The following is a 15700-nucleotide window of genomic DNA, read 5'->3' as shown; positions in this document are numbered from 1 at the left end:
CTAATGGGCCGGGCGCCGCCGCCTCAGCCGCGCCCGCCCCGGCCCACCGGCGCCGCGAGGACGCCTCCGGAGGTCCGGGCGACGACGTACGCCTCCCCCCTGACCGCCCTGGGGTCCAGGTCGACCCGGTGCCGGCCGGGCTCCAGGGTGCCGTCGAACACGTCCCGGCTGTGGGTGCGGTGGAACCGGTCGAGGCGGTGGGCGGTGACGCGGACCCGGCACGGGGAGGTCACCTCGATCTCGGCCGCGCCGTCCGTGGCGGTCAGCCCCGTCAGCCGGCGTTGCGGGAGCGGGCTGCGGTCCAGGGCGTGCTCGATCTGCGCGACGAGCAGCGGCACGATCGGGGCGAGCCCCGCCACCGCGGCCACCTCGACCCCTGCCTCGCCGAACGCCCGCAGCACGGCGGCCCGGTCGGCCTCGGCGACGGCACGCCCGAAGGCGACGGCGTCGTAGCCGCGCAGTTCCTCGGCGGGTACCTGCCGGGCGTCCTGGGTGATGTCGGCGCCGACGCCGATGGTGCGCAGGGCGGCGGCCAGCCTGGCCAGGACCGCGACGCGCGCGCCGATCAGCAGCACCCGGCGGCGGGGGGCGGCGGAGCCGTCCGTCAGGGCGCCGAGCGCCGCCCGGTACTCGGGGCCGCGGAAGCGGAACGGCCCTATGCCGTGGTAGCCGTTGCGTTCCAGGTCGGCGTGGTCGTCGGTCTGCCAGGCGAAGTCCCGCCAGACGTAGTCCTCGCCGTCGCGCTCGATGACGGCGGTGACCGCGCCGCAGGCCAGGTCCTCGCACTCGGGGCAGCCGTAGATGACGAACCGGCCGTCGGGCAGCGGAGGTTCGGCCTCCAGCAGCAGGGCGCGCACCTGTGCGGTGAAGATGGCGGGCGGGACGTCCGAGGCCAGCGGCGAGACGGCGTCCAGGTCGGACAGCCGGAACAGCAGCGGACGGCCGTCCACGACGAAGTCCACGAAGTCACGGTGGATGCGGTAGCCGCCGTCGGCGAGGACATCGCCGGCGCGCATCGCCGGTGCCAGGCCGAAGGTCGCGTATGCGGCAGACATGCTGTGAGTATCCCCACACCGGGATGCGGGTGAGCGCGGCATGACATATTCGGCCGGACAGGGCCTATCGTCCAGGCGTGGACAGCGGGCCGAGGGACGAAGTGATCGTGGTGGGGGCCGGGGTCGCCGGGCTGACGACGGCCGTGGTGCTGGCCGAGTCCGGACGGCGGGTGCGGGTGTGGGCGCGGGAGCCCGCCGGGCGTACGACCTCGGCGGTCGCCGGTGGACTGTGGTGGCCGTACCGCATCGAGCCGGAGCGGCTGGTCGGTGGCTGGGCGCTTCGGACCCTCGCCGTGTACGAGGAGCTGGCGGACCGCCCGGAGGAGACGGGCGTACGCCTGGTCGACGGCGTACACGACGGGACCGGGCTGGACGTACTGGGCGACTGGGCGGGCCGGGTGCCGGGCCTGCGGGCGGTGGCCGGCGGGCTGGCGGCCCGGCTGCCCCTGCTCGACATGCCGGTGCACCTGGAGTGGCTGCGGGAGCGGCTGGCGAAGGCCGGCGGGTCGGTGGAGGAGCGGGAGGTGACCGACCTGGCCGCGGTTCCCGCCGCGGTGGTGGTCAACTGCTCGGGGCTCGGCGCCCGTTCGCTGGTGCCGGATCCGGGTGTGCGCCCGGTGCGCGGGCAGCTGGTCGTGGTGGCGAACCCGGGAGTCACGACCTGGTACACCTCCGTGGACCACTCCTCCGCGGAGTCCACCTACTTCTTCCCGCAGCCGGGCGGGCTGGTCCTCGGCGGTACGGCCGAGGAGGACGACTGGTCGCTGGAACCGGACCCGGACACCGCCACCGCGATCGTCGCCCGGTGCGCGCGGGTCCGGCCGGAGATCGCCGGGGCGCGCGTACTCGCCCACCGGGTGGGCCTGCGCCCGGCCCGGGACGCGGTACGGCTGGAGCGCGAGGCCCTGCCGGACGGCCGTGTGCTGGTGCACAACTACGGCCACGGGGGCGCCGGGATCACCGTGGCCTGGGGATGTGCGCGGGAGGCGGCCGGACTGGCTTTCCCGGCCGCCTGACCCGCGTGCTGTGCTGGAACGGGAGCGCGGACGCTACTCGGGGACGTGCCCGGCCGTGCGCGGTGCACGCACGCCCCGCGAGGCGTCCGGCCCGGGTCCCGCCGCCGTACTGCCCGCGGTGGCCCGGGCGAAGGCCGGCGCGCCGCCGACCAGCGGGAGCCTCGCGCTGGTGCCGGACAGCGCCACGGTGAGCGTCGGCCGGGTGGACGGCGGGTCGATGAGGTCCTTGTCGGTGCCGGCGACGATCAGGGCCAGCCGGTGCCCCTTGGGGACGACGTGGTCGGTGGCCGCGAGGTCGAGGGTGATCGTGTACGCCTTGCCGGGGGTGAGCGGGCCCCCCTTGCCGAGGGAGGCGTGGTGGCCGAGGTCGGCCCAGCCGCGGCTGAACACGGTGTGGCCGACGCGGACGGTCCTCGCCCGGGTCTCCTTGAAGCAGGCGCTGTCGCCGGCCGTGCTCGCGCCCCAGCAGGTGCGGCCGGTCAGCGTGGTGATGCCCTCGGCGGGGTCGGCGTAGTCGCGGACGGTGTCGGGGCCGAGGTCCACCAGGACGGCGGACAGGTGGGCGGAGGTGGTCGTGGGGGTCGCGGTCACCGTCACCGTGGACGAGCCGGACAGGCGCAGGTCGTGGGTGAGCGGGGCGGTGAGGAAACCGGCCTTCTCGGGGGTGGACGTGCCGAGGTGCGCGGACCAGTCGGTCTCGCTCAGTCGGGGGTCGTCGGTGAAGGTCTCGGTGCCGCGGGCGGGGCGCAGCCCGAGCGTGCCCACGCCGGCCTGGGTGCCCTTCGCGGGGTGCAGGGTGGTGGCGCGGGTGCCGTGCGGCGGCCAGGCGCGGGAGGTGACCCACCGGTCCGGGTGGCGTTCGACGTCGGCGGCCGGCTCGCGGTCGATGCCGTTGTCGTAGCCGAGGAGTTCGTGGTCGAACCAGCGGTGCAGGGTGTCGACCCAGGCGCCGCGCCGGTAGTCGAAGGGGTCGACGTGCCCGGTCTGGGAGAGCCAGATCTTCCGCCGCACGCCGTGTTCGGCGAGGGCGTCCCACCACTGGCCGAAGTGCTTGGTGCGCACGTTGAGGTCCTGCATGCCGTGCACGACGAACACGCTGGCGCGCACCTTCGCCGCGTCCTTGACGTAGTCGCGCTCGGTCCACAGCGGGGTCCAGTCGCCGCTGCGCGGGCTGCCGTCGGCGAGTTTCCTCTGCACGGCCGCGCAGTGGGCCCGCGCGGTGTCGCTCTCTACGTAGCCGGCGAGTTCGTCGGGGCCGCCGTCGTAGAGCGGGGCGCCCTGGGCGAAGTAGTAGTCGTACCAGGAGGAGATGGCGCTGACCGGGACGATGGTCCGCAGGCCCTTGACGCCGGTCGCGGCGACCCCGTTGGCGATGGTGCCGTCCCAGCTCTTGCCGATCATGCCGGTTCTGCCGTTGGTCCAGCCGGCCCGCACGCGCGTGCCGCCGGTGCGGCTGCTGTAGGCGTCGGCGCGGCCGTTCAGCCAGTCGACGACGGCCTTCGCGGACCGGATGTCGGACCGGCCGCCGACGTCCACGCAGCCGTCGGAGCGGTTGGTGCCGGCGAGGTCGACGCCGACGAAGGCGTAGCCGCGGGGCACGAAGTAGTTGTCGTAGAAGAGCGGCATCTGCACGACGTGCCCGTGCGCGTCGTACGTCTTGAGCTGGCTCTCGTTGCCGCGCCCGCAGCAGGAGTAGTACGGGCTGGCATCCATGATGACCGGCACCTTGCGGTGCTGCCGGGCGGGCTCGGCGGGCCGGACGATGTCGGCGGCCACCCGGTCGTGGCGTCCGTCGCCGTCCTCGTCGAGGCCCGTGTCGACCCACACGGACTCACGGATCGCGTGGGCGTAGGAGTAGACCGGCCGGCTCTCGCGCGGGTGCGCGGCATGGGCGGCGGCCGGGGTGAGAAAGAGGGCCGTCAGGGTGACGACGGCCGCTGTCACGAGCGGTCTCCAGATCGTGAAGCGCGTGCGAATCGGCATGCGCGGACGCTACTCCGGTCAACTCCCGCGCAGAAGAGGGCACCTGGGGTACACGGGTGCGCTCGTGACGGCCGAATGGCGATCGTGTGACAGCAGGTGCCGTGGACAGCCGAGGGGCCACAGGGTCTGAATAGGCTGCGAACAGAGTTCTCCGAACGGACCTGTGGTCCCGACGACTTGGAGCTGACGTGCACCGCAGAATCATCGCCCCGGGCGCACTGGCGGCGGCCTCCCTCCTGCTGGCGATCCCGGCATCGGCCGCGAGCCACTCCCCCGGCGCGCCGGGCATCGGCGACCCCTACTACCCGAACTACGGCAACGGCGGCTACGACGTCTCGCACTACGACCTGAGGCTGCGGTACCAGCCGAAGACGGACGAGTTGCAGGGCACGGCGACGATCCGGGCGAGGACCACGCAGGACCTGTCCAGCTTCGACCTCGACTTCCTGCTGGACGTCGGCGAGGTGCGGGTCAACGGCGCCGAGGCGGCCTTCTCGTCCTCCGGCGAGCACGAGCTGGTCGTCACGCCGAGCAAACCGCTCGCCAAGGGCACCGAGATCACGGTGGTCGTCCGCTACGCCGGAGTGCCCTCCACGAAGAGCGCGTACGGCTTCACCACCTGGCACCGCACTCCGGACGGCGCCGTCGCGGCGGACGAGCCCGAGGCGGCCTGGTGGTGGTTCCCGAGCAACGACCACCCGAGCGACAAGGCGACGTACGACGTGTCCGTGGCCGTGCCGGACGGCACCCAGGCCCTCTCCAACGGCACCCTGCAGTCCACGTCGTCCAAGCTGGGCTGGACGCGTTACAACTGGCGGCAGAACAAGCCGCAGGCGACCTATCTGGCCACGCTGGCGCTCGGCCGGTTCGACATCACCACCGGCACCTCCGACGGCGGGGTGCCCGTCCTCAACGCCTACAGCAAGGACCTCGGCGACAACGACGGGGCCGCGCGGGCGAGCGTGGAGCGCACCGGGGAGCTGGTCGACTGGCTGAGCGGCTATTTCGGGCCGTATCCGTTCTCCTCGGCCGGTGGGTACGTGCCGAACACCACCACCGGGTACGCGCTGGAGACCCAGACCCGGGTCTACTACAGCCCGAAGCAGTTCGCGAACGGCTCCAACACCTCGGTGGTCGTGCACGAGCTGGCCCACCAGTGGTACGGCGACGACGTGTCGCTCAAGCGCTGGAAGGACATCTGGATCAACGAGGGCTTCGCTCGGTACGCGCAGTGGCTGTGGTCCGAGCACGAGGGCGAGGGCACCACGCAGGAGCTCGCCGACTACGTGTACGCCTCCCACCCGGCCGACGACGCGTTCTGGACCGTGAAGCCCGGCGACCCGGGCGCCGACGGGCAGTTCGACGCGGCCGTCTACGACCGGGGGGCCGCCGCCATCCAGGCGCTGCGCGACGAGATCGGTGACGACGCGTTCTTCGCCGTGCTGAAGGGCTGGCCGAAGGAGCACGCGTACGGCAACGCTTCGGTGGCCGACTTCCAGAAGTACGCCGAGCAGGTGTCCGGAAAGTCCCTGTCGGCGCTGTTCGACACGTGGCTGTTCGAGCCGTCGAAGCCGGGCGCGTCCGCGGCCCGCTCCCTGGCGCGGACCGGCGGGAGTGCGGTCACCCAGCCGAGGTCGTGGAAGAGGATCGAGGCCACGAACGGCGTCCACGGCCACTGACCCGAGAGCGCCTCACCGGTTCGGCATGGCCGCCCGCGCCAGCAGTTCGTCCCGGCCTATCGCGTCCGCGCGGGAGGCCGGGACCGTGCAGGCGTACGCCCCGGCGACCGCCCCGTACGCGGCGCACCGCTCGGGCGGTTCGCCGCCGAGCCGGCCGTAGAGGAACGCCGCGGCGAAGGCGTCGCCCGCGCCGTTGGAGTCGACGACGGGTGCGGGCGGGGCCACCGCGGGGACGCGGGACAGCCTTCCGTCCGCCAGCAGGTACGCGCCGTCCGCTCCGGCGGTGGCGACGACGGTCTCGGCCCGGCCGCGCTCGGCGATCCGCCGCATGGTCCGCTCGGGGTCGGCCAGGGCGGCGGCCGACAGGAAGACGACGTCGGCGGTGTGCGCGAACGGCTCGTGGTACGGGTTCTCGCCGTCCCAGTCGTGCAGGTCGGTGGAGAGCGGGACGCCGGTCTCGCGCAGCACCGGCAGCGCCTGGGCGCAGGGCTGGGTGATGGTCACGTGCACATGCCGGCCGGCGGCGGCCAGCTCGCGCAGGGTGGCCTCGGGGAAGCGGTCGTCGGGATGGCCGCGGCTCGTGTCGTACAGGGACAGCCGGCGTCCGTCGGGGCCGACGAGGTTGACCGCCCGCTTGGTCCCCGCGGGCTGCGGCAGCGCGGTGAGCGCGATGCCGTGCTCCCGGTGCAGGGCGCGGACGAGGTCGCCCTCGGGATCGTCGCCGAGCAGGTCGCAGTGGTGGGTGACGAGGCCCAGCCTGGTCAGGCCCAGCGCCACGAAGTCACCGGTCTGCCCGGCCCGGGTACGGATCCCGGAGTCGATCATGTAGCTGTCCGCGTACGGCAACGGCAGCTCCGGGACCTGGACGATCGTGTCCACACCCGCGCCGCCCAGCACGATCACATCGTTCCGTGCCCCCATCAGCCACCCTCCCCGTGGTCGTACACCGTGACTGCGTCGGATCCTGCCCCGCGGGTGGTGGCGTCACCCCGGAGGCGGGTGATCTCCGGCATGACGCCACCTCAGGGGGTGCCGCCGACAGCGGCACCGGTGCTACCGCGGGCCCGCGGACATCCGGGACAGCTCCTGCTCGGCGTTCTGCGACACCCGGCGGCGTACGGCGAACCAGCCGCCGACCAGCATGACGGCGAGCACCGGGATGAGGAGCAGGGTCTTGCGGCCGACCTCGGGGTCGTTCCACATCATGCCGAGGCAGACCAGCAGGAAGACGATCGTGGCGATCTCCGTGACCGGGCTGAACTTCAGCTGGAAGTGCGGCCGGGCCACCAGGCCGGCGCGGGCCCGGCGGACGAACAGCATGTGGCAGAGCATGATGATCACCCACGTGCTGATGATGCCGAGCGAAGCGACGTTCAGCACGATCTCGAAGGCCTGGCTCGGCACCAGGTAGTTCAGGCCGACGCCGAGGACGCAGACCGCGCAGGTCAGCAGGATGCCGCCGTAGGGGACCTGGCTGCGGTTCATCCGGGCGGTGAACTTCGGCGCGGAACCGGCCATGGCCATGGAGCGCAGGATGCGGCCGGTGGAGTACAGGCCGGAGTTCAGCGAGGACATGGCGGCGGTCAGCACGACCAGGTTCATCACGTCGCCGGCGGCCGGGACACCGATCTTGGACAGCACCGTCACGAACGGGCTCTGGTCGGCGGTGTACACCGAGCCGGGCAGGAGCACCGCGAGCAGCACGACCGAGCCGACGTAGAACAGGCCCACGCGCCACATGATCGAGTTCACCGCGCGCGGGACGACCTTCTCCGGCTCGGCGGTCTCACCGGCGGCCACGCCGACCAGCTCCAGCGCGGCGTACGCGAAGATCACGCCCTGCATCACCAGGACGACCGGCATCACGCCGTGCGGGAACACCCCGCCGTTGTCGGTGACGACGCTCAGGCCGGGCGTGTGGCCGCCGACCTTGTGCTGGGTGGCGAGCAGGAAAATGCTGATCAGCATGAAGCCGACGATGGTCGCGACCTTGATGATCGCGAACCAGAACTCCATCTCGCCGAAGATCTTCACCGAGATCAGGTTCACCGCGAGTACCACCGCGAGGGCGATCAGCGCCAGCACCCACTGCGGGATGGACGTGAACATACTCCAGTAGTGCGTGTAGAGCGCGATCGCGGTGATGTCGGCGATACCGGTCGTCGACCAGTTGAGGAAGTACATCCAGCCGGCGACGTAGGCGCCCTTCTCGCCCAGGAACTCCCGGGCGTAGGACACGAACGATCCGGAGGACGGGCGGTACAGGACCAGCTCGCCCAGCGCCCGGACGACGAAGAAGGCGAAGACGCCGCAGACCAGGTAGGCCAGTGCGAGAGCGGGTCCGGCGTTGTGCAGCCGGCCGCCGGCGCCGAGGAGGAGGCCGGTGCCGATGGCTCCGCCGATGGCGATCATGTTGACGTGGCGGGCCTTGAGGTCCTTGCTGTAGCCGGCGTCGCCCGCGTCCGCGGGGATTCCGGCCGCCGTGTTGTGGGGGGCGGCCTGCGCCGATTCCACGGCTTTCTTGCTCACGGGTGGTTCCACTTCCTGGTGCGCCCGGACCTCGTGGGCCCGGGGGTCGTACAGGTCATGGCCCGCACCACCCATGGTGTGTCGCGGCACAGACCAAGGCAGCAGCTTCCCAGAAGGATCACCGGGCACACGATGGCCCATGTCACACAGCGGCGCTTGTCACAGCCGCTTCGGGCGGGTCCGACGGGTTTCACAGCAGTGGTGGGACAGCGATACTGCTGTACATGACGACCGATGCCGAGGACCGGACGGAGCCGGGTGGGCCGGAGCTCACGATCGACGAGCTGGCCGCGCGTGCGGGCGTCACGGTCCGCACCGTCCGCTTCTACGGCAGCAAGGGTCTCCTGCCGCCGCCGGAGATCGGACCCCGCCGGGTCGGCCGGTACGGGCCCGGGCACGTGGCCCGGCTGGCTCTCATCGAGGAGCTGCAGCGCCAGGGCATGACCCTGGCGGCGATCGAGCGGTACCTGCGGCAGCTGCCGCCGGACCTCACACCGGACGATCTCGCGATCCATCGCGCGGTGGTGGCGTCCTGGGCGCCGGAGGCCGTGGAGACGGTGTCGCGGCACGAGCTGGAGCGGCGGGCCGGCCGGCCGCTCGGCGAGGAGGACCTGGAGCGTCTCACGGCGATGAACGTGGTCGGGCCGGCGGACGGCGGCACGTTCCGGGTGGACGCCGGGCTGCTGCGGCTCGGCGTCCAGCTCCTCGACGTACCGCTGTCGCAGGAGACGATCCTCGCGGCGCGCAAGGTGCTCGTCGAGCACTCGCGCGCCGCGGCTCACGAACTCTCGCGGCTCTTCCTCGGCGAGGTGGCGGAGCGTGACACCCGGGACGTGCGGTCCCTGTCGGCGCACATGCACCCGTTGGTGGTGCAGGCGCTGCTGACCACGTTCCAGCGGTCGCTGCGGGAAGAGCTGAGCGAGTGGGTCAGCGGGTCACGAACGGCCTGAGTCGCCGAACCGCTCCCCCTTCTCCGCCTTCTCCACGAGCAGCGCGGGCGGGGTGAAGCGCTCGCCGTAGCGCTCGGCGAGTTCGCGCGCGCGGGCCACGAAGCCGGGCAGGCCTCCCTCGTAGCCGTTGATGTACTGGAGCACACCGCCGGTCCAGCCCGGGAAGCCGATGCCGAGGATCGAGCCGATGTTGGCGTCGGCCACGGACGTCAGGACGCCCTCCTCGAGGAGGCGGACGGTGTCGAGCGCCTCGGAGAAGAGCATCCGCTCCTGCATGTCGCGGAACGGGATCTCGTACCCGGGCTTGGTGAAGTGCTCGCGCAGGCCCGGCCAGAGGGCGGCCCGACCGCCGTCCTCGGCGTAGTCGTAGAAGCCGGCGCCGCCGCTGCGGCCGGGGCGCTCGAACTCGTCGACCATACGGTCGATGACGGCCTCCGCCGGGTGCGCGGTCCAGGTGCCGCCCGCCTCCTCGACGGCCTTGCGCGACTCGTTGCGGATCTTGCGCGGGAGGGTGAGGGTCAGTTCGTCCATGAGGGAGAGCACCTTGGCCGGGTAGCCGGCCTGGGCCGCGGCCTGCTCCACGGAGGCGGGCTCGACGCCCTCGCCGACCATGGCGACGCCTTCGTTGATGAAGTGGCCGATCACGCGGGAGGTGAAGAAGCCGCGCGAGTCGTTGACGACGATCGGCGTCTTGTTGATCTGCCGGACCAGGTCGAAGGCCCGGGCGAGGGCCTCGTCGCCGGTCCGCTCGCCCTTGATGATCTCGACCAGCGGCATCTTGTCGACCGGCGAGAAGAAGTGCAGACCGATGAAGTCGGCCTGGCGCTCGACCCCCTCGGCGAGCGTGGTGATGGGCAGCGTGGAGGTGTTGGAGCACAGCAGCGCGTCGGGGGCGAGGACGGACTCGATCTCCTGGAACACCTTGTGCTTGAGGGCGGTGTCCTCGAAGACGGCCTCGATGACGGCGTCGCAGCCCGCGACGTCGGCCACGTCGCCGGTGGGCGTGATGCGGGCGAGCAGCGCGTCGGCCTTCTCCTGGCTGGTGCGGCCCCGGGCGACGGCCTTGGCGCACAGCTTCTCGGAGTAGCCCCTGCCCTTGAGGGCGGCTTCCAGGGAGACGTCCTTGAGGACGACGTCGATCCCGGCGCGGGCGCAGGAGTAGGCGATGCCGGCGCCCATCATGCCGGCGCCGAGGACGGCGACCTTGCGGACCGGACGGGGCTCGATCCCCCGGGGGCGGTTGGCGCCGGAGTTGACGGCCTGGAGGTCGAAGAAGAACGCCTGGATCATGTTCTTCGAGGTCTGCCCGGCGGCCAGCTCCACGAAGTAGCGGGCCTCGATGACCTGGGCGGTCTCGAAGTCGACCTGGGAGCCCTCGACGGCGGCGGCGAGGATGTTGCGCGGCGCCGGGTAGGGCGCGCCGCCCGTCTGCTTGCGCAGGCTCGCCGGGAAGGCGGGCAGGTTGGCGGCGAACTTCGGGTTGGCCGGCGTGCCGCCGGGGATCCGGTGGCCGGGCTTGTCCCACGGCTGCTGGGACTCGGGGTTGGCGTCGATGAACGCGCGCGCCTTGGCGAGCAGTTCCTCGGGCGTGGCGGCGACCTCGTGCACGAGGCCGTTCTCCTGGGCGCGCCGGGCGTTGTACTGCTGTCCCTGGAGGAGCACCTTCAGCAGCGCGTCGGCGATGCCCAGCAGCCGTACGGTGCGGACCACTCCGCCGCCGCCGGGGAGGAGGCCGAGGGTGACCTCGGGGCAGCCGATCTTGGTGCCGGAGGTGTCGAGGGCGACCCGGTGGTGGCAGGCGAGGGCCAGCTCGAACCCGCCGCCCAGCGCGGCGCCGTTGATCGCCGCGACGACGGGCTTGCCGAGGGTCTCGATGCGGCGCAGGTCGCGCTTGAGCGCCAGACCGCCGTCGAGCAGGTCCTGGGCGGTCTCGGGGGTGACCCGGATCAGGTCGCGCAGGTCACCGCCCGCGAAGAAGGTCTTCTTCGCCGAGGTGAGGATGATGCCGCGGATCGAGTCCTTCTCGGCCTCGAGACGGTCGGTGATCGCGGTGAGGGAGGCGCGGAACGCCTGGTTCATGGTGTTCGCGGACTGGTTCGGGTCGTCCAGGACGAGGGTGACGACACCGGTGTCGTCCTGCTCCCAGCGGATGGTGGTGCTCTCGGTCATGACAGTCGTCTCCGTTGAAGTCGCTTGATTCCGCAGGGAGGTCAGATGCGCTCGATGATGGTGGCGATGCCCATGCCGCCGCCGACGCAGAGGGTCGCGAGGCCGTACCGCTTGTCCTGGCGCTCGAGTTCGTCGATGAGCGAGCCGAGGATGATGGCGCCGGTGGCGCCCAGCGGGTGGCCGAGGGCGATGGCGCCGCCGTTGACGTTGACCTTGTCCAGGGACAGGCCCATGTCCTTCACGAAGCGCAGCACGACCGCGGCGAACGCCTCGTTGATCTCGACCAGGTCGATGTCGTCGATGGTGAGGCCGGCCTTGGCGAGCGCCTTGCGGGTGGCGGGAGCCGGGCCGGTGAGCATGATCGTCGGCTCGGAGCCGGAGACGGCGGCGGAGACGATCCGCGCGCGCGGGGTGAGGCCGTAGCGCTCGCCGACCTCCTTGGAGCCGATCGCGACGAGCGAGGCGCCGTCCACGATGCCGGAGGAGTTGCCCGCGTGGTGGACGTGGTCGATCTTCTCGACCCAGTGGTACTTCTGCAGCGCCACGGCGTCGAAGCCGCCCAGCTCGCCGATGTCGGCGAACGACGGCTTGAGCCCCGCGAGGGAGTCGGCGGTGGTGCCCGGGCGCATGTGCTCGTCGTGGTCCAGGACGACCAGGCCGCTGCGGTCCTTCACCGGGACCACGGAGCGCTCGAAGCGGCCTTCCTTCCAGGCGGTGGCGGCGCGCTCCTGCGAGAGGGCCGCGTACTCGTCGACGTCCCGGCGGGAGAAGCCCTCGATGGTGGCGATCAGGTCGGCGCCGATGCCCTGCGGGACGAAGTTGACGGACAGGTTCGTCATCGGGTCGTTGAACCAGGCGCCGCCGTCGGAGGCCATCGGGACGCGGGACATGGACTCCACACCGCCCGCGAGGACCAGGTCCTCCCAGCCCGAGCGGACCTTCATCGCGGCCATGTTGACCGCTTCGAGACCCGAGGCACAGAAGCGGTTCTCCTGGACGCCCGCCACCGTGTCCGGCAGACCGGCGGCGACGGCGGCGATCCGGGCGATGTCGGATCCCTGGTCGCCGACGGGGCCGACGACGCCGAGCACGATGTCGTCGATCGCGGCGGGGTCGAGGCCGGGGAAGCGGTCGCGGATCTCGTGGATGAGGCCGACGACCAGGTCGATGGGCTTGGTGCCGTGCAGGGCGCCGTTCGCCTTGCCGCGGCCCCGCGGGGTGCGGATCGCGTCGTACACGTACGCTTCGGTGCTCACTGGTGTGCCTTTCGGGAGGGTGGGCCGAGCGGGTGGGCCGGTCAGTCGCCGTCGGCGACCGGGTCGTCGTTCACACGTTCTGTCATTCCCCAGTCGCGCGCCACCGCCCCGGTGTCCGCTCCGGGCCGGGCGGGGCCGCTGCGAATGCCGGTGGGGGTGGCGGAGAAGCGGGGCGCGGGGGCGGGCTGGGTGATGCCGCCGTGGTCGGTGAAGGTGCCGCGCGCGGCGAGGTGCGGGTGGTGGGGTGCCTCGCGCAGGGACAGGACGGGGGCCACGCAGGCGTCGGAGTCCTCGAAGACGGCCGTCCACTCGTCCCTCGTGCGGGACTTGAAGCGGGCCGCGACCCGTTCGCGCAGTTCCTCCCAGCGGGTCCAGTCCTGGTGGGCCGGGGCCAGCTCGTCCAGGCCGAGCAGGCGCAGGAACTCCGCGTAGAACCGGCCCTCCAGGGCGCCGACCGCCATGTGGCCGCCGTCGGCGGTCTCGTAGGTGCCGTAGTAGGGGCAGCCGCCGTCGAGAAGGTTGGCGGATCGCCGGTCCTGCCAGCCGCCGGCGGCCAGCATGCCGTGGATCATCGCGGAGAGGTGGGCGGTGCCGTCGACGATGGCGGCGTCGACGACCTGTCCGGCGCCGGTCGCGCGCGCGTGGTGCAGGGCGGCGAGGACGCCGACGACCAGGTAGAGGGAGCCGCCCGCGTAGTCGCCGAGCAGGTTGGCGGGGACGGCCGGGGGCTCGTCCGGGCGGCCGATCATGCCGAGGGTGCCGGTGACGGCGATGTAGGCCACGTCGTGCCCGGCGCGCTGGGCGAGGGGGCCGTCCTGGCCCCAGCCGGTCATGCGGCCGTAGACCAGGCGGGGGTTGCGGGCGTGGCAGTCGGCGGGGCCCACGCCGAGCCGCTCGGCGACGCCCGGGCGGTAGCCCTCGATGAGGATGTCCGCCCGGGCGGCGAGGTCCAGGACGCGGGCGGGGCCGTCCGGGGCCTTGAGGTCGACCAGGACCGAGCGCTTGTTGCGGTTGGTGATGTCGTACGCCGGGTCGATCCCGAGGCCCTGGCCGCCCGGCCGGTCCACGCGGACCACGTCCGCGCCGAGGTCGGCCAGCAGCATGGCGGCGAACGGGCCCGGCCCGATACCGGCCAGCTCGACCACGCGCACGCCGGAGAGCGGGCCGCTGCCCGGCGTCGTCGGCGTTCCTGCCGTCGTCATGCGTCCAGCCCCCAAGGGTGTGTGACACAACTGATGTAACACCGGTGATGCTAAGAACCCGTTCCACCGGACACAAGACCTGAACGAGCAAGCGCTTAGCCAAGTGCCCGACGAGCCGATGATCACCCGGCAGGGTGATGATCGCCAGGCGGGCGGGGCGGCCGCCGGGTCCGGCCGTCACGGCGGGTCGTGCGCGTGCCCGTGCGGGAGCGGCCGAGGCCGGTCGCGCACTCGGGCGCGACCGGCCTCGGAGGGGGCATGCGCGGGTGCCCGGGCCGGGAGAGCGCCCGGCGGCCGTCGACGGCGAGCCGGACGCCGGGCTCACGCGGCGGCGGGCGGGATGTTCTGGTTGGCGTGGAAGAAGTTCCCGGGATCGTACGTGCGCTTGACCGCGGCGAGCCGGTCGAAGTGGTCGCGGTACGTCCCCCGGACCCGGTCGGCGCTCTCCTCCTCGCCGAGGAAGTTGATGTAGGCGCCGCCCATGGAGTACGGGTGCAGGTCGGTCCAGTAGTCGACGCACCACTGGCGGACCAGCTCGGCGTTGGCGGGATCGGGGTCGATGCCCGCGATGACGCCGGACCACGTGGCGTTCCGGTAGGCCCAGGCCGTCTCGTCGGCGGGGACCCGGTGGGCGGCCCCGTCGACCGGGTACAGGTGCATCGTGGACAGGCCGGTGGGCAGGTTCTGGCCGTACTTCTCGTGCACGGCGATCGCGTCGTCGGAGATGGCGTCGAAGAAGTCGCCGCGCCAGTACCACTGCAGCCCCGTCGGCATCAGGTCGTCGAACAGGGACTGCAGGGCGGGGTAGGGCATGGGGGTGGTGAAGTGGAACGCCGGCGGCCCGGGCGCGTGGACGACGGTCAGCACCTTCTCCAGCCGGTCCCCGGCCAGGTCGCCCGTGTAGCACCACACGACGCCGCACATCTTCCGTCCGTGGATCGCCTCGGGGAAGGGCGGCCCGGGCGGCACCGCCAGCAGGGCGTAGAAGCCGCTGAGCTCCGTGGGCGCGGAGGGCAGGAACTCCCGGTACCACTGGAGGACTTCGCGGGTACGGTCGACGGGCCAGACGGTCAGCGCGACGCCGACGGTGTCCACGGGATGCATCCGGAAGGTGAACGAGGTGACCACGCCGAAGTTGCCGCCGCCGCCCCGCAGGGCCCAGAACAGGTCCGGATGCTCCTCCTGCGACGCGGTGACGAACGTGCCGTCGGCGAGGACCACGTCGGCCGACAGCAGGTTGTCGATGGTCAGGCCGTACCTGCGGGTCAGATGCCCGTGGCCGCCGCCGAGGGTGAGACCGCCGACTCCGGTGGTCGACACGATCCCGGCCGGAGTGGCCAGGCCGAAGGTGTGTGCCGCGTGGTCGAGATCGCCGAGCAGGCTGCCGCCGCCCACGCGCGCGGTGCCCGTCCGCGGGGAGACGTCCGCCCAGCGCATCGGGGTCAGGTCCAGCGTCAGCGCGCCGTCGGCCACGCACAGCCCCGGACCGCTGTGTCCACCGCCGCGCACCGCCAGGTCCACTCCGGTCTCCTGGGCGAAGGAGATCACCGTCCGGACGTCGGCCACGTCGACGCATCCGGCGATCGCCGCCGGACGCCGGTCGATCATGGCGTTGTAGATGACGCGGGCCTCGTCGTAGCCGGGGTCCCCCGGAGCCAGGACCTGCCCCCGCAGCGCCCCGCGCAGGCTCTCGAGAGCCGCATTGCCGATACCGCCCATGATCGAACACCCCTGTTCCCGCGCGTGGCGGACGGACTCGGGCGCGACGTCCGGGCGGGCTGCGGGGGCGTGGGACACGGGTCCGTGTGCGCCTGCGATGAGGACCGGCAGGGCGGACAACCCCGCCGGCACCATTGTCCGT

11 protein-coding genes are annotated in these 15700 nt (G+C 72.4%); 3 read left to right on the top strand and 8 right to left on the bottom strand.

The window, feature by feature from the left end:
• Positions 1–23: 23 nt before the first annotated feature.
• Positions 24–1055, bottom strand: coding sequence for an oxidoreductase (locus ACF08B_RS01105; protein WP_392315444.1), 1032 nt, complete (start codon positions 1053–1055; stop codon positions 24–26).
• 101 nt (positions 1056–1156) lie between these two features.
• Here ACF08B_RS01105 and ACF08B_RS01100 point away from each other — a divergent pair, with 101 nt between their 5' ends.
• Complete coding sequence (locus tag ACF08B_RS01100) at positions 1157–2071, top strand: FAD-dependent oxidoreductase (protein WP_392316012.1); 915 nt, start codon at positions 1157–1159, stop codon at positions 2069–2071.
• A 33-nt stretch (positions 2072–2104) separates the two neighbouring features.
• Here ACF08B_RS01100 and ACF08B_RS01095 read toward each other — a convergent pair whose 3' ends face one another.
• Positions 2105–4054 (bottom strand): Xaa-Pro dipeptidyl-peptidase, encoded by a 1950-nt coding sequence (locus ACF08B_RS01095; RefSeq protein ID WP_392315443.1) that lies wholly within the window; start codon positions 4052–4054, stop codon positions 2105–2107.
• Positions 4055–4242: 188 nt separating this feature from the next.
• Between ACF08B_RS01095 and ACF08B_RS01090 the strand changes: the two genes are divergently transcribed.
• Positions 4243–5733 (top strand): M1 family metallopeptidase, encoded by a 1491-nt coding sequence (locus ACF08B_RS01090; RefSeq protein ID WP_392315442.1) that lies wholly within the window; start codon positions 4243–4245, stop codon positions 5731–5733.
• 12 nt (positions 5734–5745) lie between these two features.
• Here ACF08B_RS01090 and ACF08B_RS01085 read toward each other — a convergent pair whose 3' ends face one another.
• Both ACF08B_RS01085 and ACF08B_RS01080 read right to left on the bottom strand, forming a co-directional pair.
• Complete coding sequence (locus ACF08B_RS01085; RefSeq protein WP_392315441.1) at positions 5746–6654, bottom strand: PfkB family carbohydrate kinase; 909 nt, start codon at positions 6652–6654, stop codon at positions 5746–5748.
• A 132-nt stretch (positions 6655–6786) separates the two neighbouring features.
• Positions 6787–8262, bottom strand: a complete 1476-nt coding sequence (locus ACF08B_RS01080) for an amino acid permease (protein WP_392315440.1) — start codon at positions 8260–8262, stop codon at positions 6787–6789.
• 224 nt (positions 8263–8486) lie between these two features.
• Between ACF08B_RS01080 and ACF08B_RS01075 the strand changes: the two genes are divergently transcribed.
• Positions 8487–9212: a MerR family transcriptional regulator gene (locus ACF08B_RS01075; protein ID WP_392315439.1), complete on the top strand. Its 726-nt coding sequence runs from the start codon at positions 8487–8489 to the stop codon at positions 9210–9212.
• Here the strand turns inward: ACF08B_RS01075 and ACF08B_RS01070 are convergent.
• From ACF08B_RS01070 to ACF08B_RS01055, 4 genes are all read right to left on the bottom strand, one after another.
• Positions 9198–11381 (bottom strand): 3-hydroxyacyl-CoA dehydrogenase NAD-binding domain-containing protein, encoded by a 2184-nt coding sequence (locus ACF08B_RS01070; protein ID WP_392315438.1) that lies wholly within the window; start codon positions 11379–11381, stop codon positions 9198–9200. The two genes, ACF08B_RS01075 and ACF08B_RS01070, sit on opposite strands and share 15 nt — an antisense overlap.
• A gap of 41 nt (positions 11382–11422) precedes the next feature.
• On the bottom strand, positions 11423–12637 hold the full coding sequence (locus ACF08B_RS01065) for an acetyl-CoA C-acetyltransferase (protein WP_093698117.1): 1215 nt from the start codon (positions 12635–12637) through the stop codon (positions 11423–11425).
• A gap of 41 nt (positions 12638–12678) precedes the next feature.
• Positions 12679–13839: a CaiB/BaiF CoA transferase family protein gene (locus ACF08B_RS01060; protein WP_392315437.1), complete on the bottom strand. Its 1161-nt coding sequence runs from the start codon at positions 13837–13839 to the stop codon at positions 12679–12681.
• A gap of 321 nt (positions 13840–14160) precedes the next feature.
• Entirely contained in the window at positions 14161–15558 is a 1398-nt protein-coding gene (locus tag ACF08B_RS01055) for an FAD-binding oxidoreductase (protein WP_392316011.1), read from the bottom strand.
• Between the last annotated feature and the right edge of the window lie 142 nt (positions 15559–15700).

Origin of the sequence: Streptomyces sp. NPDC015139, from assembly GCF_043079785.1 — a bacterium.
In the GTDB taxonomy this organism is placed as follows: Bacteria; Actinomycetota; Actinomycetes; order Streptomycetales; family Streptomycetaceae; genus Streptomyces; species Streptomyces albidocamelliae.
This window is presented reverse-complemented; position numbering and strand designations above follow the sequence as displayed.